The following is a 24,109-nucleotide window of genomic DNA, read 5'->3' on the forward strand; positions in this document are numbered from 1 at the left end:
TTCGATTACCGGGCGCTTCCCAACGGCGACGGGCGTCCCGTGCCGTCATACCGCGACATCCGGTCCGGTCCTACATCTGACGTCTGTGTTCGTTCCCGGCCATGCCTGCACGCACCATATCCAGGGACGAGTCGGGAAAGAGCTCGGCGGGCAGAATGAAGTACAGGTTGAGATGGCGCTGCTTCAGGAAGACGAACCCCTCGCGAAGCGACGCACTCTCATAGACCTCATACCGAGCCTCGGTCGACGTCAGAGGGCCCTTGAGCGCCAGTGCGGTGGCGCCGAAGCCCGACGCGAATACGTTTCCAGGGGCGAAGCCTCGGCCGATGACACTGTAGGTCCGGCGATAGGTGAGTCCGAGCGCGAGGATCAGGGCGATGAGGAACACCGAGGCGGTGAAGCCGATGCGCTCGAAGAACTGGTCACCAGAGACCAGCATCGTGAGTCCCAGCATCACCAGTACCAACCCCACAAGGGCGAGAACGGCGCGCGGTCGAGTCAGCTGGAAGCGGAAGAATGCCCGCGCGGCACGCTTCGCCATGCCCTCGGGCACCACGAATCGGTTGGTGAGGGGCACGGGCGCTTCGTCGGTCACGCGCTCATACTGCACCATCAATAGGTGCTGGGGTGGTCATTCGTGGATTGCACTCCGCAGCGGTGCACCAACGGCAAGCACGAGCACCTGATCGGGCCTGTACGCGCCCACGGACGGCCACATGCTCGCCCCGCGGCACCCAGAAACGTCAGCGACGCGACGAATCCAACGATCACGGTCGGGGTGCCAATGTCCGTCGAGGTGTCATGCACGATCTCGCCACGCTCGTAGACCACGCAACGAACGACGAAGGGAACGAGGGAGTCCGTCGACCTCACCGTGGTGTTCTCCGCGTCGTAGAGCGATTCGCAGGACTGCGAGCCTGTGTAGTACATGAACGAATAGTGACTGACCATGACGACGACCATGCAGGGCCATGCGATCAGCAAAGACAGCCACATCACGAGATGGCGCAGGCCCGACATGTCTCGAGCCTGACGGGTTCGCGACTCCCTGCAATCAAGCGCGAGGATGACGCTGGGCGCCGCAAGGATGACGCAGCGGGTTGCTGAGAAGCGACCTTCAGCCCGTCGATGAGGCGGTTGGCAACTCGAGGCGCGACATCCCGCACAAAAAAGAAAGGCCCCGACCGAAGTCGGGGCCTTGTCTCGTGAGCGATACTGGGATCGAACCAGCGACCTCTTCCGTGTCAGGGAAGCGCGCTACCGCTGCGCCAATCGCTCATGCATATTGAATTGAAACTCTGTGAGGTGAAGACGGGATTCGAACCCGTGTAGACGGCTTTGCAGGCCGCTGCCTAGCCTCTCGGCCACTCCACCAGGGGCGGAAGCCTCCGGCGGACCGACTACTCCCACTCGAGCGGATGACGAGATTCGAACTCGCGACCCTAACCTTGGCAAGGTTATGCGCTACCACTGCGCCACATCCGCACTGCTCGCATTTCTGCGTGCTTTGAAACTGTAGCCGATTGAACCGGTGGGCGCCAATCGTGCCGAGTGCGTGTCGCGGATGCGTGTCCGACTTGCCCAAAGCTGTGGCAGGATTGTCCAGTCAGGGCGATTGGCGCAGTTGGTAGCGCGCTTCGTTCACACCGAAGAGGTCGTGGGTTCGAGTCCCGCATCGCCCACACATTCCTGATCTGAGCGTCACTAGGCTCTCCTTATGACCGACGCCCCGCCTCCGCCGCCCTCCGCCGAGTCCCCCGCCATCCAGCGCCTGCGCGCGAGCCTGGCCGCCGTGAACGAGAACCGCCTGACGGGATTCTTCACCACCGAACGCGAACTCTTTGATCGCGTCATCATCACCGAGGCCCGCAGTCTTGTGCTTGCCGAGTACACGATCTACCTCCTCGACCGCATCGAGAAGCTCGAGGCCCGCCTCGCCGACGTCCCGCACACCTGATGGCGCGTCGCGACGGCCGACCGGGCGTTCTGAGGGAGTTCTTCTCCGGCGTCGGTATCCTCGGCCAGGGCTTCCGGGTATGGATCACCGCCCCGAAACTCATGCTGCTGGGCCTCATCCCGGCCCTGATTGTCGCGATTCTCGTTGTCGCCCTGCTGGTCACCTACGCCTCGAACCTGCAGGCGCTGGCGGAGTGGGCCACCCCGTTCGCCAATGAGTGGGATGAACCGTTCCGCTCCGGCTTCCGCATCCTCGCCGCCCTTGCGGCGCTCGTCCTCGCCCTCCAGCTCGTGGTCTACACCTTTACGGCGGTCACGCTCGCGATCGGCGACGTCTTCTACGAGAAGATCTGGCAGCACGTGGAGAACACCCTTGGCGGCGAGCCGGTCGCTCCCCCGGCCGGTTTCTGGAAACCGATGCTCAAGGGCATCGGCACCTCGCTCAAGCTGCTGTTCCCGACGATCGGTGTCGGCCTGATGCTGTTCGCGCTCGGGTTCATCCCGCTGGTCGGACAGATTCTGGTTCCCGCTGTCGGCGCGCTGTTCGGCGGCTGGTTCCTCGCGGTGGAGCTCGCCAACTTCGCCTTCGAGGCGCGCGACAAGACCCTGCGCGAGCGGCGCAAGGCCCTCGGCAGCCGTCGGGCGATGACCGTCGGCTTCGGTGCGGCGACCTGGCTCGTGTTCCTGATCCCGCTCGGCGCGATCATCGCGATGCCCGCGGCAGTGGCGGGAGCGACCATTCTCAGTCGTCGAGTGCTGACGCCGGCGCCTCAGCCGGCCGCCTGAGGCGTCCCGAAGCGGGTGGTGACCCCGGGCGACCAGAGCACGGAATCGGGAGCACGATCGACGAGTCCGTCGAAACCCGCTGACGCGAGAAGCGTGTCATCCAGAGCCTGAAGTTGCGCCTCGAACAGCGGCCACGGGGGGTGCTCGTTCGGTAGAAACAGCGTTCGCCCGCCCCGCGCCGTGAACAGCCCCCAGCGCGCGGTGAGGAAGTCGGCCAGCGGATCGCCGACCACCGGCACGGCAGACGGCGTCACGAGGATGTCACAGCCCACGTCACGCGCCAGGTGCCGCCGAGCCGTGTACCGGTAGGCATCGCCCTCGCGCTGCACACGGGTGCTCGACCACACATACGGGATCGAGAACAGGGCTCGGGCGGCAAGCACGGCGGCAAGCCGCGAGGCCTCGAGCGAGACGAAGACCACACCCCGGCGCCCGGCGGCATCCACGGCGTACAGCCGCACGTTCACCTCGACGAAGTTGCCGAAGTAGGGCACCGGCGGGCTGCCGAACACACGGGCACGGTCGAGGCGGAACGGAATCAGCCCCACCCAGCTCGACCCGTCGAACTCGTCGGGCCGGAGCCCGGGCGGCAGGAGCGGCTGCACGAGCGACGCTGCGACCCTCCAGTGCAGGAAGGCAAGGTCACTCCAGCGCTGGCTCGAGCTGGAGCCGCCCGCCAGCGGGGGCGCGACGGCGGAGAGAGGCTGAGCCGCGGCATCCGTCATAGAAGCAGTGTGCCACCATGCACGAACGGGCGCCGTCCCGAAGGACGACGCCCGCACATGTGCTGTGAACTGTGTTTACTTGTCGGAGAGGACGTAGCCCTCTTCGCCGTGAACCACGGTGTCGACGCCGGCGATCTCGTCTTCGTTCTTGATGCGGAAGCCGATCGTCTTCTGGATGACCCAGGCGATGGCGAACGCGATGACGAAGGAGTAGATCAGCACGGAGAAGGCCGCGATGGCCTGCACCAGGAGCTGCGTAGCCGAACCGCTGAAGAAGAGGCCGGTTCCGTTGGCGAAGAAGCCCAGGTACAGGGTTCCGATGAGGCCACCAATAAGGTGGATGCCGACGACGTCGAGCGAGTCATCGAAGCCGAGCTTGAACTTCAGGTCGACGGCGAGGGCACAGACCGCACCGGCGATGACGCCGAGCAGGATCGCCCAGACCGGGTGCAGCGAGCCACACGCGGGGGTGATGGCGACGAGGCCGGCGACGGCTCCGGACGCGGCACCCACGGAGGTGGGCTTGCCGTCGCGGATCTTCTCGACGACGAGCCAGGCGAGCAGTGCTGCTGCCGGGGCGGCGATCGTGTTGACGAAGGCGAGGGCTGCGGTGCCGTCAGCGGCGAGCTCGGAGCCCGCGTTGAAGCCGAACCAGCCGAACCAGAGGAGGCCGGCGCCGAGGAGGACGAACGGCGGGTTGTGAGGAACGCTGACGCCCTTGGCGAATCCGACGCGCTTCCCGAGGACTAGGGCGAGGGCGAGGGCTGCTGCACCGGCGTTGATGTGAACGGCGGTTCCACCGGCGAAGTCGATGGTGCCGACTCCGAAGACGTCCTGCAGGCCGTGCGTGAGCCATCCACCGTAAGCGAAGGAGCCGTCCTCGGCGAGGCCGAAGTTGAAGACCCAGCTGGCGACGGGGAAGTAGACGACGGTCGCCCAGATGCCGGCGAAGATCATCCAGGAGCCGAACTTGGCGCGGTCGGCGATAGCACCGGAGACCAGTGCGACGGTGATGATCGCGAAGGTGGCCTGGAAGGCGACGAAGGCGAGCGGCGGGTAGGCGGCACCCTCGGGAACCTCGAGGAGGTTGTTGAGACCGAATGCTCCGGTGTCAACGGCGAAGGGAGCGAGCGTGCCCTCAGCTCCGGGGAATGCGATGGCATAGCCATACAGAACCCAGAGGACTGCGATGAGTCCCAAAGCTCCGAAGCTCATCATCATCATGCTGATAACGCTCTTGGCCTTGACGAGTCCTCCGTAGAAGAATGCCAGGCCAGGAGTCATCAGCAGGACGAGAGCCGCGGCGATGAGAATAAAGGCTGTGTTGCCCTGATCCATTGTGTTACCTCTCTAACGTTTGCAAAGGATGCACTCCGCGAGTTGCCACAAGCGCTAGGGCTCGCTTTCCCGGGTACGCCCTCAGTGTGGTGCGACGAGGTTTCGGAAGATGCGCCCCCGTGTTTCGGGTCGGTTACGCGACCGGGGCGAATGTAAACGTTGTGTTTCCTCCTGCTGCCGGTTTGGCGGGTAAGCAATCGGGGACAATAGCGGGATGCAACTGCTCCGCTCTCCCCAGTTCTCAGCCATTGCCCTGCTCGTGGCCGCCGCACTCGGGCTGGCCGTTGCGAACAGTCCGTGGGCGCCGGCAGCTCACGCGATTCGGGATTCCCACGCGAGCATCCCGTGGCTCGGTCTCGACCTCAGCCTGGGGCACTGGGTCACCGACGGCCTCCTCGCGATCTTCTTCTTCCTTGCGGCGGTAGAGCTCAAGCACGAGCTGCGACACGGTGAGCTGAATTCGGCGCGCAAGGCGCTCGTTCCCGCCGCAGCCGCGGTCGGCGGCGTGATCGTGCCGGCGGCGATCTTCCTGCTGCTGGTCCCGCAGGCGGGACTCTCCGACGGCTGGCCTATCCCGACCGCCACGGATATCGCGTTCGCCCTCGGGGTGCTCGCGCTGGTCGGGCGGCACCTGCCGACCCGGGTGCGCGCCCTGCTGCTCGCCCTCGCCGTCATCGACGACCTCATCGCGATCGTCATCATCGCCTTCTTCTTCACGGACGACGTTCGCCCCCTCGCCCTGCTCGCCGCCGTACCCGTGATCCTGCTGTTCGGGTGGCTGAGTTATCGCGTGCGCGGGCCGCTGGTCGTCGCCGCGCTGATCGTGCTTGCCGCCGCGGCGTGGGTGCTTGTGGCGCTGGGCGGCATCCACCCCACCATCGCCGGGGTGTCGCTCGGCCTGATTCTCGCGAGTCGCGTCGGCGAGAGAACCCGCCGAGCGATCGAGCCCTGGTCGAATGCGATCATCCTGCCGCTGTTCGCCTTCGTTGCGACCCTCGTGACGGTGCCCAACCTGTCGGTCACGCCGCTCGGGATGGTCTTCTGGGCCATCGTGATCGCGCTGCCGGTGGGCAAGATCATCGGGATCACGGGCGGCGCGCTCATCGCCACCTCCCTCAACAAGAGGGACGCCCCGCCGATCGGCGACCTGCTCACCGTGGCCGCGCTCGGCGGAATCGGCTTCACCGTGTCGCTGCTCATGAACGAACTGGCCTTCGCGGGCAATGCAGAGGCCACCACCGAGGGCACGCTCGGTGTGCTTGTGGGATCGGTCATCGCGATAGTCGTAGGCGGCACGTTCGCCGCCGTGCGCTCGCGTTCCTACTTCAGGAAATCTCGCCCGACGTCAGCGCAATAAGACGGGACACGGCTCGCAGGTATTTCTTGCGGTAGCCGCCGCCGAGCATGTCCTCGGCGAAGACCTGGTCGAGAGGGATTCCGCTCGCGAGGATCGGCACCTGCGCGTCGTAGAGCCGGTCGACGAAGGCAACGAGGCGCAGCGCGTCGGTCTGGCCGCTGAGCACGTAGACATCGCGGAGCGCAATCGCGTCGAGGCCGTCGATGAGTCGCACGTAGCGCGACGGGTGCACCGTTGCGAGGTGGGTGATGACGTCGCCGAACTTGTCCGACGTGATGGAACCGGAGAAACGGTCGACCGCAGCATCCAGTTCTTCGGGCGTGATCGAGACGGCGTGACCCTCGACGTCGCGGCGGCGGTAGTCGAGTCCGTCGATGCGAATCGTGCGGAAACGTGCCGCTAGGGCGTCGATCTCGCGCAGGAAGTCCTGGGCGGCGAAGCGACCCTCACCAAGGGCGTTCGGCGGGGTGTTGGAGGTGGCGGCGATGCGCGATCCGCTCGCGACCAGCTCGGAGAGCAGGCGCGACATCAGCCGAGTGTCCCCCGGGTCGTCGAGCTCGAACTCGTCGATGCAGACCAGCGAGGCGCCCTTGAGTAGGGCGATCGCCTCCGCGTAGCCGAGCGCACCGACCAGGGCGGTGTACTCGATGAACGTTCCGAAGTACTTGCGACCGGGAGCCGCGTGCCAGAGCGAGGCCAGCAGGTGGGTTTTGCCGACTCCGAACCCACCGTCGAGGTAGATACCCGGCAGGGCTTCCGGCGCGCGCTTGCGGAACAGTCCCCCAGAGGGTCGGCTGGCCGCGGTGAACTCCCGCACGGCCTGCACGGCCTCGGCTTGAGAGGGATAATCGGGGTCGGGGCGGTACGTCTCGATAGTGGCATCCGCGAACTGCCTCGGGGGCACGAGGTGCGCGATGATCTGGGCGCCACTCAGCGTGGGCTGGCGATCGACGAGATGGTCGTCAGTGGTCACGGGATCCGCTCGTAGTGTGTCGAAGTCTTACAGTTCACCAGCGCACGATCGGGCCAGTGCGTACGCTCGAAGTGGTCAGTCCGGCATCAAGCCTAGACCGAACAGAAACCCCGCTTTCCCACCCCACAGGAGGTCTCCATGGCTGTCGCAGTCGATACGTCAGAAGAATTCGCCGGCTACGCGCACCCCGAACGTCTCGTCACGGGTGACTGGCTCGAAGCCAACCTCGGAACCCCCGGCCTCGTCATCGTCGAATCAGACGAGGACGTGCTGCTCTACGAGACCGGCCACATTGTGGGCGCCGTGAAGATCGACTGGCACACCGACCTCAACGACCCGGTGGAGCGCGACTACATCAACGGCGAGCAATTCGCCGCGCTGCTCGGCTCCAAGGGCATCACGCGCGAGTCGACGATCGTGATCTACGGCGACAAGAACAACTGGTGGGCCGCCTACGCCCTCTGGGTCTTCACCCTCTTCGGCCACGAAGACGTGCGCCTGCTCGACGGCGGCCGCGCCAAGTGGGAGTCCGACGGACGCGCCTACACGACCGACCCCGAGTCGGCCGAGACCGTCGACTACCCGGTCGTCGAGCGCGACGACTCGAAGATCCGCGCCTACAAGGACGACGTGCTCGCCCACTTCGGCAACCCGCTCATCGACGTGCGCTCCCCCGAGGAGTACAGCGGCCAGCGCACCACAGCTCCCGCCTATCCCGAGGAGGGCGCCCTGCGCGCCGGCCACATCCCCAGCGCCCAGAGCGTGCCGTGGGGCAAGGCCGCGGCCGACGACGGAACCTTCCGCCGCGTCGACGAGCTGAACGCGCTGTACCGGGACGGCGCCGGACTCAAGGAGGGCGACACCGTGATCGCCTACTGCCGCATCGGTGAGCGCTCGAGCCACACCTGGTTCGTGCTCACCCACCTGCTCGGCTTCGAGGGCGTGCGCAACTACGACGGATCCTGGACCGAGTGGGGCTCGGCAGTGCGCGTTCCGATCGTTCAGGGCGCCGAGGCCGGTACCGCCCCCGCACCCCGCTAGACCTCACAGGCATCCCAGCGAAGCCGGTCAGTTGTTGTTAGATTTGCGCAATGACTGACCGGCTTCCTGCTGCCCTCGAACAGATCCGCGCCGACTTCCTCGACCTCGGCATCAAGGATCGCCTCCAGCTGTTGCTCGAATTCTCCAACGAACTGCCCGAGCTGCCCGCGCAGTACGCCGACCATCCCGACCTGTTCGAGCGCGTCGAGGAGTGCCAGTCCCCCGTGTTCATCTTCGTCGAGGTGGATGAGGCCCGGGTTGTGCACCTCTTCGCCATGGCGCCGAAAGAGGCCCCGACCACCCGCGGTTTCGCGTCGATCCTCGTGCAGGGTCTCGCGAATCTCACCGTAGACGAGGTGCTGGACGTTCCCGATGACTTTCCCAACACGATCGGCCTCACCGAAGCCGTGTCCCCGCTGCGCATCCGCGGCATGACCGCGCTGCTCGGCCGCACCAAGCGCCAGATCCGCGAGAAGATCGCCGCGTGATCCTGAGGCAGCGGTGATCCTTCGACAGCTCAGTCCGGCCGGACCCGACATCGACCTCGATGAGGAGTCCAGCCGCGCGAGCCTGCTCGACCTGTACCGGCCGCCCCGGCCCGAGTGGCTGCGGCTCAACCTGATCACGACGATCTCGGGCAGCGCCGCAGGGTCGGACGGGACATCCGAAACCCTCACCAACCCCGCCGACCGCCGCCTTCTCGGGGTGATCCGCGAACTCGCTGACATCGTTCTGATCGGCGCGCAGAGCGTGCGGGCGGAGGGCTTCCTGCTCCCCCGGCGCACGCGCCTCGCGGTCGTCACCTCGTCGGGAGACCTGTCCGGCCACCGCATCTCCGCGCCCGTCGAGCCCGGGCGCCTTCTCGTGCTCTGCCCCGCGTCGGCCATCGAACGGTCCCGCGAGACGCTCGGTGTCGATGCCGACTTCGTTGTGGTCGAGGATGACGCCGGCCGGCTCGCGCCCTCGGCGATCCTCACCGCACTGCGCGCCCACGACCTGCGCTCGATCGTCTGCGAGGGCGGGCCGAGCCTCGCCGCCCAGCTGCTCGCCGCGGGCCTGCTCGACGAGGTATGCCTCTCGACGAGCCCGCGGCTCGGCGGTCCCGTGCTCTCCCCGTTCGGAGCGGCGGAGCTCGAGTCAGTCGACGCCGAGCTCAGTCGGCTGCTGGTGGACGACGCGAGCGGGCTGTACGCGCGCTGGCTGCTGCCGGCAGGGCACGTTCTTCACGAGCGCTGAGCGCAGCGAGCCAGTCGGCGATCGCGGCGTTCCAGCGCGGAGCGTCGTAGTTCCAGAGCTTGGTGTGCCGCGCGACGGCGAACCGCTCGAACGCCACGATGTCGGGACGTGCCTCGGCGAGGGCCCGTGAGCCGTCGGCCGGGACGTAGCCGTCGTCGTCGCTGTGCAGCAGCAGGATCGGCCAGCGCAGGTCACCCGACCTCTTGACGAAGTCGAGGCGGGCGAGGTCGATCGACTCGGCCTGCCCTGTGAGGCGGCGACCCCAGCCCTGGCTGATGAGCGCCATCGCTCCCCGGCGAAGGAGGCGGGGCACGTGCATCACCGTTCCCTGGAACTCGAGCACGCCCACCCAGTCGATAACCGGCGAGTCGAGCACGATGCCGCGGATCAGCTCGGCGTAGCCCGACCGCGTCGCGGCCTGCAGCACGGTCGCACCGCCCATCGACCAGCCCATGAGCAACACGTCGGTGGCTCCCCGGGAGATAGCGAACCGAATCGCGGCGTCCACGTCGAGCCACTCCGCGTCGCCGAGGGCGTAGCGGTTGTCTCCGGTCTGCGGTGCGTCGCCGTCGTTGCGATAGGAGATCAGCAGCGAGCTGTACCCGGCCTCGCGGAAGACGGGAACCGCGCGCAGCGCCTCCTCTCGGCGCACCGCGCGACCGTGCACCTGGATGACCCAGCGACCGGTATCCGACGCGGCCGGCACCAGCCAGGCCGGCGCCATGCCGAGCGTCGTCGCGATCTCGACGTCCTCGTATTCGAAGCCCAGCTCGCGCGGCCCGACGTAGAACCAGCCCGACATACGAGCACGGGAGGGGGCGGCGAGCCGCCCGAAGTCGACGGCGAGAAGCTCGCGGGTCACTGAGAAGTCATCCATTTCGGTGATATCGCCGATGCGGGCGTGACCGGCGGAGCCACCGAACCACAAGCTGTAGCGGCCGGGGGTGAGCGAGTCGAGGGTACGCGAGAGGGTGACCGTGCCGTCGGTGACGGCTAGTACGCGGATGTCTTCTTCGCGCTTGCGGGGCGGGGTGACGACGGTGCGGGCCATGATCACGCTCACAGCGGCCGCAGCGACGGCGGCGATTGCAGCCCCGCCCAGCACTGCTGCCGTTCCGGCGATCGCCCAGAACCGACTCGAACCATGCTGTTGCATGCGCGCCGCGCCTCCCGCCGCGGGGAACGGCGTGCCTCCCTGAGAATCTACCGAACCAAGTTTAGTGTTCGTATCGTGTCTGACACTCCCGCGGAAGCCCCGGTTCCCGCCCCATTCGCAGCAGCGCTCGACGCCGTGCGCCGCGCCGTTCCGCGCCCCGAGCTCGTCGTCACCGAGATTCCGGCGCCCGGCGGCCTCGCCCCCTGGTCGATTGCACTTGCGGCGGATGTCACGCCCGCCCGCCACGCGAACGACTCCGAGCTCGGCACTGGCCGATTCATCCTGCTCTACGACCCGTCCGCGCCCGACGCGTGGGGTGGGGAATTCCGCATCGTCTGTTTCGCGCAGGCGCCCCTCGAGACCGACATCGGGCTCGACCCGTTCCTCGCCAGCGTCAGCTGGTCGTGGCTCGTTGACGCGTTGGAGTCACGTGGCGCCGGCTACCACTCGGCCTCGGGCACGGCGACGCGCATACTCTCCACCGGTTTCGGCGAACTGGAGTCGCAGGGCGACGGCGCGCAGATCGAGTTGCGCGCGTCCTGGACCCCCACCGATCACGATGTAACGTCGCATGTGGAAGGCTGGAGCGAGTTACTGTGCATGTTGGCGGGGTTCCCGCCAGCCATTGAGGGAGTGAGCCTGTTGTCGAAGCGCCGAGTCGGACGTGAATAGCGAGAGCGAAGCGCCGCAGCCCACTGTGCCCGAAGACACAGCCGTCGAGCCTGCGGTGCAGGCCGCGCACGTGCTGGTGAACGTGATCGACACCCGCGAGGAGTACCTCGAGGCCGTGGCCGCGATTGCTGCGGGCGAAGGTCCAATCGCCATTGACGCCGAACGCGCCTCCGGCTACCGCTACTCGCAGCGCGCCTACCTGATCCAGATCTTCCGTCGCGGTGCGGGCACCTTCCTGCTCGACCCACCCGCGATCGGCCCGATGACCGAGCTGGGCGACGTCATCGCACCGATCGAGTGGATCCTGCACGCCGCGAGCCAGGACCTCACCTGCCTGCGCGAAGTCGGCCTCGACCCCACCCGCATCTACGACACCGAACTTGCCGCGCGACTCGCGGGACTTCCCCGCGTCGGCCTCGGCACCGTGGTCGAGGAGCTCCTCGGCATCCACCTCGCCAAGGAGCACTCGGCCGCCGACTGGTCCACCCGCCCCCTCCCGCAGGCCTGGCTCGTCTACGCCGCCCTCGACGTCGAGCTGCTCGTCGACCTGCGCGAGAAGATGGGCGAACTGCTCGAGTCTGCCGGTAAGACCCACATCGCCGAGCAGGAGTTCGACTCCGTGCTGCACCGTGATTTCACCGTCGTGCGTCACGAGCCATGGCGACGCCTCAGCGGTTTGCACTCGGTGCGCGGTCAGCGCAACCTGGCCGTCGCCCGCGAGCTGTGGCTCGCTCGTGACGCGTACGCCCGCGAGATCGACACGGCTCCGGGTCGTCTGGTTCCGGATGCGGCTCTCACCGCGGCAGCGCGCGTTCTGCCCGCGACCAAGCGCGACCTCGCCGCGCTCAAGGAGTTCACGGGCCGCGCAAGCAGGTCGCAGCTGGACCGCTGGTGGGCGGCCATCGAGGCGGGCTCCGCGTCCACCGACCTGCCCGCCGTGCGGGCACAGGGCGAGAGTGTTCCGCCGCCCCGTGTCTGGTCGGAGAAGAACCCGCTCGCCGACAAGCGACTGAAGGCAGCACGTGCCTCGCTGACCGAAGCCGCGGAGGAGCTGAGCCTCCCCGTAGAGAACCTGCTCACCCCCGACAGCCTGCGCCGCGTGGCGTGGACTCCCCCGGAGCCGGCAACCGTCGAGACCATCGGGGAGGCGCTCATCGCGCTCGGCGCCCGCGACTGGCAGGTTGACGCAACCGCACAGCGAATCGCCGATTCTTTTGTAGAAGCCAGCGCCTTTGTGGAAGCCAGCCAAACTATTGAAGAACCCGCCGAACCCTCTTCGTAGGAACAGTCAAAGGATTTTCCGGCCAATTCCTGCCCCATAAGCTGTGAGCAACGCTTAATGTTGGAGGCAAAGTGGCCGAGAAAGCTGAAGTCGTCTTCGTCGACGGGGTCCGTACCCCGTTCGGTCGAGCAGGCGAAAAGGGAATGTACTGGCAGACGCGAGCGGACGACCTGGTCGTCAAGGCCATGATCGGCCTGCTTGAGCGCAACCCCAACCTTCCCAAGGACCGTGTGGATGACGTGGCCATCGCCGCGACCACGCAGACGGGCGACCAGGGTCTCACCCTCGGCCGCACCGCCGCCATTCTGGCCGGTCTCCCCAAGTCCGTTCCCGGCTTCGCAATCGACCGCATGTGTGCGGGCGCCATGACCTCGGTCACCGCGATCGCCGGCGGTATCGCCTTCGGCGCATACGACATCGGCATCGCCGGCGGTGTCGAGCACATGGGCCGCCACCCGATGGGCTTCGGCGCTGACCCGAACCCCCGCTTCCTCGCCGAGAAGCTCGTGAACCCCGACGCCCTCAACATGGGCAACACGGCCGAGCGAATCCACGACCGCTTCCCGCACCTCACCAAGGAGCGCGCCGATCGTTTTGCACTGCGCAGCCAGCAGAAGGCATTCGCCGCCTACGAGAACGGCAAGATCCAGCCCGACCTGATCCCGGTCGCCACGCGCAATGCAACGGGATGGGGACTCGCCACCCGCGACGAGGCGCTCCGCCCCGAGACGACCCTCGAGGGACTCGCCGCCCTCAAGACCCCGTTCCGTCCGCACGGACGCGTCACCGCCGGTAACGCCTCCGGCCTCAATGACGGCGCGACAGCGAGCATCCTCGCCAGTGCGGATGCGGCGAAGGAGCTCGGCCTCCAGACGAAGATGCGCATGGTGAGCTTCGCGTTCGCCGGCGTCGAGCCGGAGATCATGGGCATCGGCCCCGTGCCGTCCACCGAGAAGGCCCTCCGCAAGGCGGGTCTCACGATCAACGACATCGGGCTGTTCGAGCTCAACGAGGCCTTTGCTATCCAGGTGCTCTCGCTGCTCGACCACTTCGGCATCGACGACGAGGACCCGCGCGTCAACATGTGGGGCGGCGCGATCGCCATCGGCCATCCGCTCGCCTCGTCGGGCGTACGCCTGATGATCCAGCTCGCCCGCCAGTTCGAGGAGCACCCCGAGGTGCGTTACGGCCTCACCGCCATGTGCGTCGGCCTCGGCCAGGGTGGATCCGTCATCTGGGAGAACCCGCACTACACCGGAGGAAAGAAGTAATGACTTACGAATTCGCCCCCGCCGACTTCGACGAGCTCGCCGGTCTCAGTGACGACGAGGTCGTCACCCACTCCTATGTTCGGGATGTCCCGCTCGCCAGTGGCAGGACCCTCGCCCTCGTGACACTCGACAACGATCGCGACCACACGCGCCCGAGCACCTTCGGTCCCGCGGGACTCCTCGAACTCGCGGCCGTGCTCGACGCGCAGCGCGAACGTGCTGCGCGAGGCGAGATTCACGGGCTGGCGGTGACCGGCAAGCCGTTCATCCTCGCCGCCGGGGCGGACCTGAGCAAGGTCAGCGACATCCCGAGCCGCGCGACGGCTATTCAGATGGCGCAACTCGGCCACTGGACCCTCGACAAGCTCTCCACTCTCGGTGTGCCCTCGTTCTGCTTCATCAACGGCCTCGCCCTTGGCGGCGGCACCGAGATTCCGCTGAACGCCGACTACCGCACCGTTGACGCATCGATCCCGGCCCTCGGTCTGCCCGAGGTCTTCCTCGGCATCATCCCGGGCTGGGGTGGCGCGTGGCTGCTGCCGAACCTCATCGGCATCGAGAACGCCCTCAAGATCGTCATCGAGAACCCGCTGAAGAACAACCGCACCCTGAAGGGCCAGCAGGTGTTCGACCTCGGCATCGCAGATGCGATCTTCGAGCCGGCGAACTTCCTCGAGGACTCGATCAAGTGGGCCGACGGCGTCATCGGCGGCACGATCACGGTCAAGCGGGCGAACGAGCCCGGCAAGCTCGAGCGCACGGTCAAGTGGCCGATCGCGATCGACATGGCCACGAAGATGCTCGAGAGCAAGATCGGCAAGGTGGCGCACTCCCCCTACCGCGCTCTCGAGTTGCTCAAGGCCGCCCGCAACACGACCAAGCACGAAGGCTTTCGCGCCGAGGACGAGGCGCTCGCCGACCTCGTCAGCGGTGACCAGTTCAAGGCGAGCATCTACGCCTTCAATCTCGTGCAGAAGCGCGCGAAGCGTCCGGCGGGAGCCCCCGACAAGGAACTCGCCCGCAAGGTCACCAAAGTCGGCGTCATCGGCGCGGGCCTGATGGCTTCGCAGTTCGCGCTGCTCTTCGTTCGCCGCCTCAAGGTGCCCGTGGTCATCACCGATCTCGACCAGGAGCGCGTCGACAAGGGCGTCGCTTACATCCACGACGAGATCCAGAAGCTGCTGGAGAAGGGCCGCATCAAGCAGGATGACGCCAACCAGCTCCAGGCCCTCGTCACCGGCACGACCAACAAGGCCGACTTCGCGGACTGCGACTGGGTCATCGAAGCGGTCTTCGAGGAGCTGGGCGTGAAGCAGGACGTCTTCGCCGACGTCGAGCAGTACATCTCCCCCGAGGCCGTGCTGGCAACCAACACGTCATCCCTCTCGGTAGAGCAGATCGGTTCGAAGCTCAAGCACCCTGAGCGCCTCGTCGGCTTCCACTTCTTCAACCCCGTTGCAGTGATGCCGCTCATCGAGGTCGTGAAGACGCCGGCGACCAACGACGAGACACTGTCCACCGCGATGGTCACGGCCGCCAAGCTCTACAAGAACGCGGTCATCACACGCGACACCCCCGGGTTCGTCGTCAACCGCATCCTCGCCAAGGTTCTCGGCGAAGCAATGCACGCGGTCGACACCGGTACCCCGTTCGAGGTCGTCGAGGAGTCGACACGTCCGTTCGGACTGCCGATGACCCCGTTCGAACTGCTCGAGCTGGTCGGCCTCAAGGTCGGCGCGCACGTGCTGGACACCCACCACGCGGCGTTCCCCGACCGCTTCTTCGAGAGCACGAACCTGCACAAGCTCGCCGACCTCGGTCGCATCTTCGAGCGTGACGCCAAGGGCAGGATCAAGGGCATCGACAAGGAAGCCCTCAAGATCGTCGCCGGGGGAACCGCGCCGATGACGGCAAAGGAACTGCAGACGCGCATCGAGGACGGCCTGGCCGACGAGATCAAGCGCATGCTCGACGACAAGGTGGTTTCGGCCGCGGAGGACATCGACCTGTGCCTCATCCTCGGAGCGGGCTACCCGTTCCAGATGGGCGGAGTGACGCCGTACCTCGACCGCGCGGGAGCGTCGGAGCGTGCCTTCGGCGGTACGTTCCACGACCCGCGGATCGTGGGCGTCGCCTAGGACTGAGCGAAAGGGGGCCGGCCACCGGCCTGCCCCCTTTTCTCTGCCAGAATCTAACCATGGGCGCATGGGGCAGCGGAGTATTCGAGAACGACGACGCATCCGACTGGGTGTGGGAGCTCGAGGACGACACCGACGGCCGCGTGCTCATCGACGCACTCAGCATCATCGTCGACACCCCGATCGATGAGCAGCCCGAGGCGCCGGATTGCAGCAACGCGCTGGCAGCAGCGGAGGTTGTGGCTTCGGCACGCACGGCGTCATCCACCACTCATCTACCGACCGAGGCGTCGGTCTGGATCCAGGCCCGTCGCGACCTGGTGACACCCGCCCTGCTGGCCCTCGCGAGCGGTGCCGTCGAGCGCGTGGCGATCGACTCCGAGCTGAAGGACCTGTGGGACGAGGCCGGCGACGGCTCCTGGGCAGAAGTGGTCGCCGACCTGCAGGCCCGCTTGCGGTCCTCGCGGTAGAGCCTGACTCGCCTACAGGTTGACGCCGCTCATGTCCGCGTAGCGGTCGCCCGCGGGTGCCGCTACGGCGTCAAGCGCTGCGAGCTGCTCGGCGCTGAGTTCGAGGGCATCCGCCGCGACGTTCTCCTCCAAATAGCTCACCCTCTTCGTGCCCGGGATGGGCGCGATGTCATCACCCTGCGCAAGCAGCCAGGCGAGCGCGACCTGTCCGGGCTTCGCGCCCAGCTCAGCGGCGACGGCGTCGACCTGCTCGACGATCCGGATGTTCGCCTCGAGGTTCTCGCCCTCGAAGCGCGGGTTGGCGCGACGGAAGTCGTCGGCGTCGAGCGCATCGAGGGTGCGGATCGTTCCGGTGAGGAACCCGCGACCAAGCGGCGAGTACGGCACGAAGCCGATGCCGAGCTCGCGTACGACCGGGAGGATCTCCTTCTCGGGGTCACGCGACCAGAGCGAGTACTCGGTCTGCAGCGCCGTCACGGGGTGCACCGCGTGCGCCCGACGGATCGTGTCGGGTGCGGCCTCTGACAGCCCGTAGCCGCGGATCTTACCTTCAGCGATGAGTTCGGCAAGCGCCTCGACCGTCTCCTCGATGGGCGTGTTCGGGTCCATGCGGTGCTGGTAGTACAGGTCGATGTAGTCGGTGCCGAGGCGCTCGAGTGATCCCTCCACGGAGGCGCGCACGTTCGCCGCACTGCCATCGAGGCCGCGCGTGCCATCGGTGCTGTTCTTGAAGGTGCCGAACTTGGTGGCGATGACCACGTCATCCCGCCGCCCTGAGATCGCCTTTCCGAACAGCTGTTCGTTGAGGTACGGACCGTACATCTCGGCGGTGTCGAGCAGGGTCACGCCGAGGTCGAGCGCACGGTGGATGGTACGCGTCGATTCGGCGTCATCCTGGCCGGCGCCCGTGTAGAAGGCGCTCATGCCCATGAGTCCCAGGCCGATGCGGCCGATCTCCGGGCCGTTGGTTCCGAGGGTGATTCTCTTCATTCTGTGACAGCTTTCTGTTCGTATTGCTTCACTTCGTACAGCCCGATCTTGTAGTCGATGGCTGCGAGGCTCTTCGTCATCTCGGCGATCTCCTCCAGCACGGCGAGCCTGTGCTGCCGCAGCAGTTCGAGTCGCTGCACGGTGGTGAGTTCGCCCTCGCGCACGAGTTCGACGTAGCGCCGAACCTCCGCGATGGGCATGGCGGTGCGGCGCAGCTTGGTGAGGAACTCCACCCAGCCGATGTCCGCCTCGCCATAGCGCCGGTGGGTCGAGGATGCCCGGTCGACCGGCGTCAGCATCAGCCCCTCGCGCTCGTAGTAGCGGAGGGTGTGGGTCGAGAGACCCGTCAACTCCGCAACCTGTGAGATCGAACGGCCGGTGTCGATGATGGTCATGACCTCAGGCTAGAACTTAGAGCGCGCTCTAAGTCAAGTTCACGGCCTAGTGGTGGGCGGCCTGCGGCTCGCCTGAAGTCTCTTCGGGCCTGCGCACGAAGAAGGCCAGCGGGATCGCCGCCGTCGCGAGGATCGCTCCGAACGTAAAGGCGGCGCGGATACCCCCGGCCGTCGCCTCTCCTTCGGGTGCGCCGCCCGCCGCGAGCGAGACCCCCACAACGGTCATCAGTGCAATGAAGATCGCTGTGCCGGCCGCACCGGCGACCTGCTGCAGAGTGCCGACGATTGCACTGCCGTGCGAGTAGAGGTGCGGTTTGAGCGATCCGAGGCCCGCCGTGAACACGGGCGTGAACAGCAGGGCGAGGCCGACGCTGAGCGAGACGTGCGCAATGAGGATGACGAACACGGGCGAGTCGGCCTGCACCATGGAGAGACCCCAGAACACGAGGCTGAGCACGATCGTTCCGGGAACGAGCAGCACGGTCGGACCGAAGCGGTCATACAGGCGTCCGACGATGGGACCCAGGAGACCCATCACGAGTCCACCGGGCAGCAGGAGCAGCCCGGTCTCGAGCGGCAGGAGCCCGAGCACGTTCTGCGCATAGAGCGGGATGATGATGATCGTGCCGAACAGCGCCACCATGCTCACGCTCAACAGGATGATCGAGAAGGTGAAGTTGCGCGACGTAAAGGTGCGCAGGTCGAGCAGCGCGCGATCCGACTTCTGCAGGTGCAGCTGACGCAGGATGAACAGCGCGAGCAGCACGAGTCCGCCGACGAGCGGCACCCAGGCGGGAATAAGCGCGTTGCCCTCCGCGGCCTCGCCGAGGCTGCTGAGACCGTAGATCAGTCCGCCGAATGCGAAAGCGGAGAGGATCACCGACAGCACGTCGATCGGAATCTTTCGCGACTCCGTGACATTCGGCATCAGCACCGCGCCGACGATCAGCGCGGCGAGGGCAATGGGCAGCACGACCCAGAACAACCAGGGCCACGGAAGCACGTTGAGGATAAGACCCGAGAACGTCGGGCCGAGGGCGGGTGCCACCGACATGACGATCGAGATGCGGCCCATGATGCGGCCGCGGTCCGATGATGCGACAAGCGTCAGCACCGTGGTCATCAACAACGGCATCATGATGGCGGTGCCGCAGGCCTGCACCACGCGACCGACGAGCAGCAGTGCGAATCCGGGCGCGAGCGCGGCGGTCACTGTGCCGACGCTGAACAGCGCCATCGCGGTGAGGAACACGGGGCGAGTGTCGAACCGCTCGAGAATGAATCCGGTGATCGGGATGACGATCGCCATGGTGAGCAGGAAGGCGGTGGTCAGCCACTGTCCGACGGAGGGCGCAATGCCCAGGTCTTCCATGATGCGCGGCAGGGCGACGTTCATGATCGTCTCGTTGAGGATCACGACGAACGCGGATCCCAACAGGAGCGAGATGACGAGGTTATTGCGCTTCGCGAGAGCCGCGCCGGTCGGGTCGGAGGGGCTCTGGATGGGTATCGAAGCTGTTCTCGTCACAAGGATCGAGTGTATGCCTGTCGTGTGACATGCGTGTGTCGTGTGGGGGTTGCATCCTTTTCGAACGTGTTCAATAATTGGAGCATGGGAAAAAGTGAAGAAACTCGGGCGAAGATCAGTGAAACTGCTCTCGCATCGTTCAAGCAGCGCGGCTATGAGCAGACGACGCTGAGACTGATCGCCTCCGAGGTCGGGGTGTCGGTCGGCAACGCGTACTACTACTTCCCCACCAAGAACCACCTCGTGCAGGAGCTGTATGTGCGCGTGCAGGACGAACACCTCGAGCGCGCCACGTCTGATCTGCACGGCGCGACCGACCTCGCCACTCGCCTCGAGCGCGCACTGCTCGCCGGCATCGACACCCTCGGGCCCTTCCACGACAGCGCGACCGGGTTCCTGGCAGCCGCGATCGGTCCGCAGTCCCCCGTCAGCCCGTTCGGTGAGGATGCCGCTGCTCCCCGCGAGGCCGCCATCGACGTCTTCCGGCTCGTCGTCTCCGGCGCCAGCACGTCGATCCCGGCGGATCTTCGTGGGCGACTCCCGGAACTGCTCTGGCTCGCCTACATGGGACTCGCGCTGTTCTGGGTCTATGACCGATCGGTAGGCCAGGCGAAGACCCGCAGGCTCGCCCACCGCGCCTCGAAGCTGTTCGGCAGCGCGCTCCCCCTCGCCCGCTTGCCGTTCGTGCGCGGACCACTCAATGAGCTGCTCGACATCATCCAGGAGGCGCGCTCGTGAGAGCGTCGACGACGGACTTCGTCGGGTGGCAGGCGCTCTGGACGCTGGTCCTCTTCGTCACGGCGGTGACGTGGATAACCGGCGCGGTCGCAGTAGTCGTCTCGGCTCTGTGGGGACCCGTGCTCGCCATCATCGTCGGTGCGATCAGCGCGATGTCCGCGTTCGCCATGTCGGCGTCGATCGGCGCTGTCGCGACCGGCTTGCTCGGCATTCCTCTCATCTTCGCCGTCTCTGCGCTCCTACGCCGAAGCAGATCGGTGATCGCCCAGGTCTGTGCGGCGGCAGGGGCCGGCGTCGTCAGCGCGTTGGCCGTTCTCTGGGCATACTCGTCGCTCTACGGGTCGGGCGGCCTCTCCGCCGAGGTGTTCGGTGACCCGATCCCCGATCCGACCCTGGCGCCCATCGCGATAGCGCTGGTGGTCATCACCGCGGCCAGTTCCGCGGGAGGCTGGTTGATAGCGCTGCGGCAGCACGCGCCGGACGAGCCAGCCGCCGAGGGCCGTGCATGAGCGTCTCCATGGCTCCGCTTCCGCTCACCGTCCGCAACATCACGGTAGGGGCGGCGTGGACACTTCTCCTCTTTGTGGGTCTGACCTCCTGGTTCACCGGACTCGGAGTGACCGTGTTGTACTGGGAGCAGGGCATCGGGGCACCCGTCCTGGGCGCCTTCGGCGCGGGCTACGCGCTCCTCATCTCCGGCGTGCTGGGGACAGCTGCCACCGCCCTCCTCGGTGTCCCCCTGACTCTCGCCGTTTCCATGCTCCTGCGTCGCAGCTCCTCGGTCAGGGCTCACGCATCGGGCGCAGCCGCGGCTGGCGCCCTGAGCGCCTTCATCCTCGTCGTCATCGCCTTCTTGGTGATGCCTTCTTCGCCCCCGATCGCCGAACCGTCGCTGTGGGTGGTGCTGCCCTACGGAGTGCTCGTCCTCGTCACCGCCGCCAGTTCCGCCGGAGGCTGGCTGATAGCGTTTCGGGAACATCGTGAGATTCCCACAACAGCGGAGGTGAACGCATGAGTGGACCGCTGCTTCCGATCACCCGCCGCAATGTGATCCGCGGCGGCGCCTGGACCGTGCTGTTCTTCTCGACGAGCGTCACTATCGGCTTCGCGATCTTCTCCGCAATCGACAGCGCCACGCGTCCGCACGGCGGCTGGGGTATCGGCGTGGTCGTGCTGATCCTTGTGATCGGCTTCCCCCTCGCGATCATCACCGGTGCTGTCGTGGCCCTTGTCTTCGGTGTTCCACTCGCACTACTGTCCGGCTACCTGCTGCGCCGAGTGTCGTCGCCCGCATTCCACGCTCTCGGTGCCGGGATCATCGGCGCGGTTCTCGCCACCGCCGTCGGCCTGCTCGTTGGCCAGCTCCTGCCCGGCCTGCTGGCTGTGCTGATCGTCGCGGGCGGCCTGAGCGGCGCAGGAGGCTGGCTGATGGCCCGCCGCGGCCAGGTTCACGATGAGAACGAGCAGCGCCTGCGCGCCACCCTGGGCGAGTCCTTCTAGAGGCCCTCGGTGTTACGCACGGCGGTGACCGAGTACTCGATCGTTGTCTCCACCGGATCACGTACACAGCCCTTGGCTATCGCCTCCTTGCTGAGCGTGTCGGTGTAGACGATGCTGCCGGAGAGGCCGGTGGCGGTGAGCACACCGTCGACGTCAGCGGACTCGGTCACCAACAGCTCGACCTCCTGCGAGTAGTCGAAGGCGTCGAGCACGAGAACCGCCTCCGATTCGGCGCGCATGCAGTCGAGGGATCCCGTGAATCGCCAGCTGACTCCCCCGTCGATCTGGGTGAGCGGTGTCTGTTCGCGTGCGTCAGCGGTTGTGCCGCTCCACACCATCCCGGGGCAGATGACCGCGTCGCACGGCGTCTGGTCGAGCAGCACGAGCCGCGTGGACACCGCACCGACCGCGCGCGTCTCGCCGCTGACGTCATTGCTCGCGGTGATGGTACGGGTCAGGGTCCACTCCCCGTCGAAGCTCGCCTGCGGAGTGGTGACGGTGCTCGTGGGTGCCGGCGCGGGAGCCGGCTCGCCAGTGCAGCCGACGAGGGTGAGGATCGCCAGGGGCGCGGCGAGAACCGCCGCGACGATGCGGGACGTCATCCCTCGCGGAACGCTGACTCGTCGGCAGCACTCACCGCGTCATCCGGCAGCGGACGCGCGATCGGGATCTTGCTGCCGAGCACCTGCGAGACGACGTCGCGCGCGATGTCCTGCGGGGTGAGCCCGACGCGCTCGAGGATCTCCTCGCGTGAACCGTGGTCGAGGAACTCGTCGGGCAGGCCGAGCTCGGTGACCGCCGTGTCGACGCCCGCTGCGCGCAGGTCCTGGCGGATGCGCGTGCCGATGCCGGCGACGCGAACGCCGTCCTCGATGGTGATGACGATGCGGTGCTCGGCCGCGAAGCCGATCACGCTCTCCGGCACGGGCACCACCCAGCGCGGGTCGATGACCGTCGCGCCGATGCCCTGGGCGGCGAGACGCTCGGCGACCTGCAGGCCGATCTTCGCCATCGGCCCGACGGTGACGATGAGCACGTCCTTGTGGGCCGCCTCGCGCAGCACGTCCACACCATCATCGGTGCGACGCACGGCATCGAACTCGGTTCCGACGCTGCCCTTCGAGAAACGCAGGACGGTCGGCCCATCCTCGACGAGAACGGCCTCCGCGAGTTCCTCGCGCAGGCGCGTCGCGTCGCGCGGGGCCGCCAGGCGAATGTGCGGCACAACCTGGAGGATAGCGAGGTCCCACATGCCGTGGTGACTCGGCCCGTCAGGACCGGTGACACCCGCGCGGTCGAGCACAAACGTCACACCGGCCTTGTGGAGCGCGACATCCATCAGAATCTGGTCGAACGCGCGGTTCACGAACGTGGCATAGAGCGCAACGACGGGGTGCAGGCCGCCGAAGGCGAGGCCAGCTGCCGAGGTCACGGCGTGCTGTTCGGCGATGCCGACGTCGAGCACACGATCCGGGTATTTCTCGGCGAACTTGTGCAGGCCCGTTGGGCGGAGCATGGCGGCCGTGATTCCCACAATGCGAGGATTACGGTCCGCGATCTCGACGATCTCGTCGGCGAACACGCTCGTCCACGAGGGCTTCGACGCCACTTCGACGGGTTCGCCCGTCTCGGAGTCGATCTGGCCGACCGCGTGGAACTGGTCTGCGGCGTCGGCGAGGGCCGGCTCGTAGCCGTGGCCCTTCTCGGTGATGGCGTGCACGATGACCGGAGCGCCGTAGTTCTTTGCCTGCTGCAGAGCCTGCTGCAGGGCCGCGACGTCGTGGCCGTGCACCGGACCGATGTACTTGATGTCGAGGTTCGAGTAGAGCGCCTCGTTGTTGGTGAAGCGGCTGAGGAAGCCGTGGGTGCCGCCACGGATGCCGCGGTATAGTGCGCGACCGGGCGCCCCGAACGTCGCGAACACGCGCTCGCTCGAGCGGTGCAGCTTGCGGTAGGAGCGACGGGTGCGCACATCGTTGAGGAAGTGCGCCATGCCACCGATGGTCGGGGCGTAGGAGCGCCCGTTGTCATTGACCACGATGACCAGGTTGCGACTGTTGTCGTCACTGATGTTGTTGAGCGCCTCCCACGTCATCCCACCGGTCAGGGCACCGTCGCCGACGATCGCGACGACGTGGCGATCGGCCTGGCCGGTCATGGTGAAGGCGCGCGAGATGCCGTCGGCCCAGGACAGCGAGCTCGAGGCGTGCGATGACTCGACGATGTCGTGCGGCGATTCGGAGCGCTGCGGGTACCCCGCGAGGCCGCCCAACTGGCGCAACCTGCTGAAGTCCTGTCGACCGGTCACCAGTTTGTGCACATAGCTCTGGTGGCCGGTGTCGAAGATGATCGCGTCGTACGGTGAGTCGAACACCCGGTGGATGGCGAGGGTCAGCTCCACCACGCCTAGGTTCGGACCGAGGTGCCCGCCGGTCTTCGACACCTCGGTGACGAGAAACTGGCGGATCTCGGCGGACAGCTCGACGAGCTGGTCATTCGACAGTCCGTCGAGGTCCCTCGGCCCACTGATGTTCTCGAGAAGGCCCATACCGGAAAG

At 66.8% G+C, this 24,109-nt stretch carries 26 protein-coding genes and 4 tRNA genes; 16 read left to right on the forward strand and 14 right to left on the reverse strand.

What is annotated here, in order from left to right; translation table 11 throughout:
• Window positions 1–70: 70 nt before the first annotated feature.
• From EYE40_RS04925 to EYE40_RS04945, 5 genes are all read right to left on the reverse strand, one after another.
• On the reverse strand, window positions 71–595 hold the full coding sequence (locus EYE40_RS04925; protein ID WP_130980905.1) for a hypothetical protein: 525 nt from the start codon (window positions 593–595) through the stop codon (window positions 71–73).
• A 17-nt stretch (window positions 596–612) separates the two neighbouring features.
• On the reverse strand, window positions 613–1,020 hold the full coding sequence (locus EYE40_RS04930) for a hypothetical protein (protein ID WP_130980906.1): 408 nt from the start codon (window positions 1,018–1,020) through the stop codon (window positions 613–615).
• 186 nt (window positions 1,021–1,206) lie between these two features.
• Window positions 1,207–1,278, reverse strand: a tRNA-Val gene (locus EYE40_RS04935).
• A 25-nt stretch (window positions 1,279–1,303) separates the two neighbouring features.
• Window positions 1,304–1,374, reverse strand: a tRNA-Cys gene (locus EYE40_RS04940).
• A 39-nt stretch (window positions 1,375–1,413) separates the two neighbouring features.
• A tRNA-Gly gene (locus tag EYE40_RS04945) sits at window positions 1,414–1,485 on the reverse strand.
• A gap of 124 nt (window positions 1,486–1,609) precedes the next feature.
• Between EYE40_RS04945 and EYE40_RS04950 the strand changes: the two genes are divergently transcribed.
• From EYE40_RS04950 to EYE40_RS04960, 3 genes are all read left to right on the forward strand, one after another.
• Window positions 1,610–1,682: transfer RNA gene (locus tag EYE40_RS04950), tRNA-Val, on the forward strand.
• 35 nt (window positions 1,683–1,717) lie between these two features.
• A complete protein-coding gene (locus EYE40_RS04955; RefSeq protein WP_130980907.1) occupies window positions 1,718–1,957 on the forward strand; it encodes a hypothetical protein in 240 nt (79 codons plus the stop codon).
• Window positions 1,957–2,742, forward strand: coding sequence for an EI24 domain-containing protein (locus EYE40_RS04960; protein ID WP_130980908.1), 786 nt, complete (start codon window positions 1,957–1,959; stop codon window positions 2,740–2,742). Before EYE40_RS04955 ends, EYE40_RS04960 begins: the two co-directional genes overlap by 1 nt.
• Here EYE40_RS04960 and EYE40_RS04965 read toward each other — a convergent pair.
• Entirely contained in the window at window positions 2,727–3,467 is a 741-nt protein-coding gene (locus EYE40_RS04965) for a YqjF family protein (RefSeq protein WP_130980909.1), read from the reverse strand. The genes EYE40_RS04960 and EYE40_RS04965 overlap by 16 nt on opposite strands.
• A gap of 75 nt (window positions 3,468–3,542) precedes the next feature.
• A complete protein-coding gene (locus tag EYE40_RS04970) occupies window positions 3,543–4,805 on the reverse strand; it encodes an ammonium transporter (RefSeq protein WP_130980910.1) in 1,263 nt (420 codons plus the stop codon).
• A 214-nt stretch (window positions 4,806–5,019) separates the two neighbouring features.
• Here EYE40_RS04970 and EYE40_RS04975 point away from each other — a divergent pair, with 214 nt between their 5' ends.
• Entirely contained in the window at window positions 5,020–6,162 is a 1,143-nt protein-coding gene (locus EYE40_RS04975) for a Na+/H+ antiporter NhaA (RefSeq protein ID WP_130980911.1), read from the forward strand.
• Here EYE40_RS04975 and zapE read toward each other — a convergent pair.
• Complete coding sequence (gene zapE, locus EYE40_RS04980) at window positions 6,131–7,135, reverse strand: cell division protein ZapE (protein WP_130980912.1); 1,005 nt, start codon at window positions 7,133–7,135, stop codon at window positions 6,131–6,133. The genes EYE40_RS04975 and zapE overlap by 32 nt on opposite strands.
• Before the next feature lie 138 nt (window positions 7,136–7,273).
• Here zapE and EYE40_RS04985 point away from each other — a divergent pair, with 138 nt between their 5' ends.
• The 3 genes from EYE40_RS04985 to EYE40_RS04995 are packed head-to-tail and all read left to right on the forward strand — an operon-like array spanning window position 7,274 to window position 9,412.
• Window positions 7,274–8,176: a sulfurtransferase gene (locus tag EYE40_RS04985; protein ID WP_130980913.1), complete on the forward strand. Its 903-nt coding sequence runs from the start codon at window positions 7,274–7,276 to the stop codon at window positions 8,174–8,176.
• Between the two features lie 50 nt (window positions 8,177–8,226).
• On the forward strand, window positions 8,227–8,664 hold the full coding sequence (locus EYE40_RS04990) for a SufE family protein (RefSeq protein WP_130980914.1): 438 nt from the start codon (window positions 8,227–8,229) through the stop codon (window positions 8,662–8,664).
• A 13-nt stretch (window positions 8,665–8,677) separates the two neighbouring features.
• A complete protein-coding gene (locus EYE40_RS04995; RefSeq protein WP_130980915.1) occupies window positions 8,678–9,412 on the forward strand; it encodes a dihydrofolate reductase family protein in 735 nt (244 codons plus the stop codon).
• Here the strand turns inward: EYE40_RS04995 and EYE40_RS05000 are convergent.
• Window positions 9,330–10,568: an alpha/beta hydrolase family protein gene (locus EYE40_RS05000; protein ID WP_130980916.1), complete on the reverse strand. Its 1,239-nt coding sequence runs from the start codon at window positions 10,566–10,568 to the stop codon at window positions 9,330–9,332. The two genes, EYE40_RS04995 and EYE40_RS05000, sit on opposite strands and share 83 nt — an antisense overlap.
• 75 nt (window positions 10,569–10,643) lie before the next feature.
• On the opposite strand from EYE40_RS05000, the gene EYE40_RS05005 reads away from it, so the two are divergent.
• The 5 genes from EYE40_RS05005 to EYE40_RS05025 all read left to right on the forward strand — a co-directional run bounded on the left by EYE40_RS05005 (window position 10,644) and on the right by EYE40_RS05025 (window position 16,401).
• Window positions 10,644–11,240, forward strand: a complete 597-nt coding sequence (locus EYE40_RS05005) for a DUF3000 domain-containing protein (protein ID WP_240034719.1) — start codon at window positions 10,644–10,646, stop codon at window positions 11,238–11,240.
• Window positions 11,241–11,265: 25 nt separating this feature from the next.
• Entirely contained in the window at window positions 11,266–12,522 is a 1,257-nt protein-coding gene (locus EYE40_RS05010; RefSeq protein WP_130980918.1) for an HRDC domain-containing protein, read from the forward strand.
• A gap of 71 nt (window positions 12,523–12,593) precedes the next feature.
• Window positions 12,594–13,793 (forward strand): thiolase family protein, encoded by a 1,200-nt coding sequence (locus EYE40_RS05015; RefSeq protein WP_130980919.1) that lies wholly within the window; start codon window positions 12,594–12,596, stop codon window positions 13,791–13,793.
• Window positions 13,793–15,931 (forward strand): 3-hydroxyacyl-CoA dehydrogenase NAD-binding domain-containing protein, encoded by a 2,139-nt coding sequence (locus EYE40_RS05020; RefSeq protein WP_130980920.1) that lies wholly within the window; start codon window positions 13,793–13,795, stop codon window positions 15,929–15,931. Before EYE40_RS05015 ends, EYE40_RS05020 begins: the two co-directional genes overlap by 1 nt.
• Before the next feature lie 59 nt (window positions 15,932–15,990).
• A complete protein-coding gene (locus tag EYE40_RS05025; protein ID WP_130980921.1) occupies window positions 15,991–16,401 on the forward strand; it encodes a DUF4259 domain-containing protein in 411 nt (136 codons plus the stop codon).
• Window positions 16,402–16,413: 12 nt separating this feature from the next.
• On the opposite strand, the gene EYE40_RS05030 is transcribed toward EYE40_RS05025, so the two are convergent.
• From EYE40_RS05030 to EYE40_RS05040, 3 genes are read right to left on the reverse strand one after another with little or no spacing between them, the layout of a single operon-like run.
• Window positions 16,414–17,391, reverse strand: a complete 978-nt coding sequence (locus EYE40_RS05030) for an aldo/keto reductase (protein ID WP_130980922.1) — start codon at window positions 17,389–17,391, stop codon at window positions 16,414–16,416.
• A complete protein-coding gene (locus EYE40_RS05035; RefSeq protein WP_130980923.1) occupies window positions 17,388–17,786 on the reverse strand; it encodes a MerR family transcriptional regulator in 399 nt (132 codons plus the stop codon). Before EYE40_RS05035 ends, EYE40_RS05030 begins: the two co-directional genes overlap by 4 nt.
• Before the next feature lie 46 nt (window positions 17,787–17,832).
• The gene (locus EYE40_RS05040; protein WP_130980924.1) at window positions 17,833–19,314 is read right to left on the reverse strand and encodes a DHA2 family efflux MFS transporter permease subunit; all 1,482 of its coding nucleotides are present in this window, start codon (window positions 19,312–19,314) and stop codon (window positions 17,833–17,835) included.
• Between the two features lie 84 nt (window positions 19,315–19,398).
• Here EYE40_RS05040 and EYE40_RS05045 point away from each other — a divergent pair, with 84 nt between their 5' ends.
• From EYE40_RS05045 to EYE40_RS05060, 4 genes are read left to right on the forward strand one after another with little or no spacing between them, the layout of a single operon-like run.
• Complete coding sequence (locus EYE40_RS05045) at window positions 19,399–20,052, forward strand: TetR/AcrR family transcriptional regulator (RefSeq protein ID WP_130980925.1); 654 nt, start codon at window positions 19,399–19,401, stop codon at window positions 20,050–20,052.
• Window positions 20,049–20,561, forward strand: a complete 513-nt coding sequence (locus EYE40_RS05050) for a hypothetical protein (protein ID WP_130980926.1) — start codon at window positions 20,049–20,051, stop codon at window positions 20,559–20,561. Before EYE40_RS05045 ends, EYE40_RS05050 begins: the two co-directional genes overlap by 4 nt.
• Window positions 20,558–21,067: a hypothetical protein gene (locus EYE40_RS05055; protein ID WP_130980927.1), complete on the forward strand. Its 510-nt coding sequence runs from the start codon at window positions 20,558–20,560 to the stop codon at window positions 21,065–21,067. Before EYE40_RS05050 ends, EYE40_RS05055 begins: the two co-directional genes overlap by 4 nt.
• Window positions 21,064–21,552: a hypothetical protein gene (locus tag EYE40_RS05060; RefSeq protein WP_130980928.1), complete on the forward strand. Its 489-nt coding sequence runs from the start codon at window positions 21,064–21,066 to the stop codon at window positions 21,550–21,552. Before EYE40_RS05055 ends, EYE40_RS05060 begins: the two co-directional genes overlap by 4 nt.
• Here the strand turns inward: EYE40_RS05060 and EYE40_RS05065 are convergent.
• Together EYE40_RS05065 and dxs are read right to left on the reverse strand one after the other, a co-directional pair.
• Window positions 21,549–22,154: a hypothetical protein gene (locus tag EYE40_RS05065; RefSeq protein ID WP_130980929.1), complete on the reverse strand. Its 606-nt coding sequence runs from the start codon at window positions 22,152–22,154 to the stop codon at window positions 21,549–21,551. The two genes, EYE40_RS05060 and EYE40_RS05065, sit on opposite strands and share 4 nt — an antisense overlap.
• A complete protein-coding gene (dxs, locus tag EYE40_RS05070) occupies window positions 22,151–24,100 on the reverse strand; it encodes a 1-deoxy-D-xylulose-5-phosphate synthase (RefSeq protein ID WP_130980930.1) in 1,950 nt (649 codons plus the stop codon). Before dxs ends, EYE40_RS05065 begins: the two co-directional genes overlap by 4 nt.
• Between the last annotated feature and the right edge of the window lie 9 nt (window positions 24,101–24,109).

This window comes from Glaciihabitans arcticus, from assembly GCF_004310685.1.
In the GTDB taxonomy this organism is placed as follows: Bacteria; Actinomycetota; Actinomycetes; order Actinomycetales; family Microbacteriaceae; genus Conyzicola; species Conyzicola arctica.

What these genes read in the sequence shown, in the direction of transcription:
- EYE40_RS04990 (WP_130980914.1), top strand. Translation starts at nt 8,227, where the DNA reads ATGACTGACCGGCTTCCTGCTGCCCTCGAACAGATCCGCGCCGACTTC.
- EYE40_RS04930 (WP_130980906.1), bottom strand. Translation starts at nt 1,020, where the DNA reads ATGTCGGGCCTGCGCCATCTCGTGATGTGGCTGTCTTTGCTGATCGCA.
- EYE40_RS04955 (WP_130980907.1), top strand. Translation starts at nt 1,718, where the DNA reads ATGACCGACGCCCCGCCTCCGCCGCCCTCCGCCGAGTCCCCCGCCATC.
- EYE40_RS05055 (WP_130980927.1), top strand. Translation starts at nt 20,558, where the DNA reads ATGAGCGTCTCCATGGCTCCGCTTCCGCTCACCGTCCGCAACATCACG.
- EYE40_RS04975 (WP_130980911.1), top strand. Translation starts at nt 5,020, where the DNA reads ATGCAACTGCTCCGCTCTCCCCAGTTCTCAGCCATTGCCCTGCTCGTG.
- dxs (WP_130980930.1), bottom strand. Translation starts at nt 24,100, where the DNA reads ATGGGCCTTCTCGAGAACATCAGTGGGCCGAGGGACCTCGACGGACTG.
- EYE40_RS04970 (WP_130980910.1), bottom strand. Translation starts at nt 4,805, where the DNA reads ATGGATCAGGGCAACACAGCCTTTATTCTCATCGCCGCGGCTCTCGTC.
- EYE40_RS05065 (WP_130980929.1), bottom strand. Translation starts at nt 22,154, where the DNA reads ATGACGTCCCGCATCGTCGCGGCGGTTCTCGCCGCGCCCCTGGCGATC.
- EYE40_RS04960 (WP_130980908.1), top strand. Translation starts at nt 1,957, where the DNA reads ATGGCGCGTCGCGACGGCCGACCGGGCGTTCTGAGGGAGTTCTTCTCC.
- EYE40_RS04985 (WP_130980913.1), top strand. Translation starts at nt 7,274, where the DNA reads ATGGCTGTCGCAGTCGATACGTCAGAAGAATTCGCCGGCTACGCGCAC.
- EYE40_RS05030 (WP_130980922.1), bottom strand. Translation starts at nt 17,391, where the DNA reads ATGAAGAGAATCACCCTCGGAACCAACGGCCCGGAGATCGGCCGCATC.
- EYE40_RS05060 (WP_130980928.1), top strand. Translation starts at nt 21,064, where the DNA reads ATGAGTGGACCGCTGCTTCCGATCACCCGCCGCAATGTGATCCGCGGC.
- EYE40_RS05020 (WP_130980920.1), top strand. Translation starts at nt 13,793, where the DNA reads ATGACTTACGAATTCGCCCCCGCCGACTTCGACGAGCTCGCCGGTCTC.
- EYE40_RS05045 (WP_130980925.1), top strand. Translation starts at nt 19,399, where the DNA reads ATGGGAAAAAGTGAAGAAACTCGGGCGAAGATCAGTGAAACTGCTCTC.
- EYE40_RS04965 (WP_130980909.1), bottom strand. Translation starts at nt 3,467, where the DNA reads ATGACGGATGCCGCGGCTCAGCCTCTCTCCGCCGTCGCGCCCCCGCTG.
- EYE40_RS05000 (WP_130980916.1), bottom strand. Translation starts at nt 10,568, where the DNA reads ATGCAACAGCATGGTTCGAGTCGGTTCTGGGCGATCGCCGGAACGGCA.
- EYE40_RS05025 (WP_130980921.1), top strand. Translation starts at nt 15,991, where the DNA reads ATGGGCGCATGGGGCAGCGGAGTATTCGAGAACGACGACGCATCCGAC.
- EYE40_RS05035 (WP_130980923.1), bottom strand. Translation starts at nt 17,786, where the DNA reads ATGACCATCATCGACACCGGCCGTTCGATCTCACAGGTTGCGGAGTTG.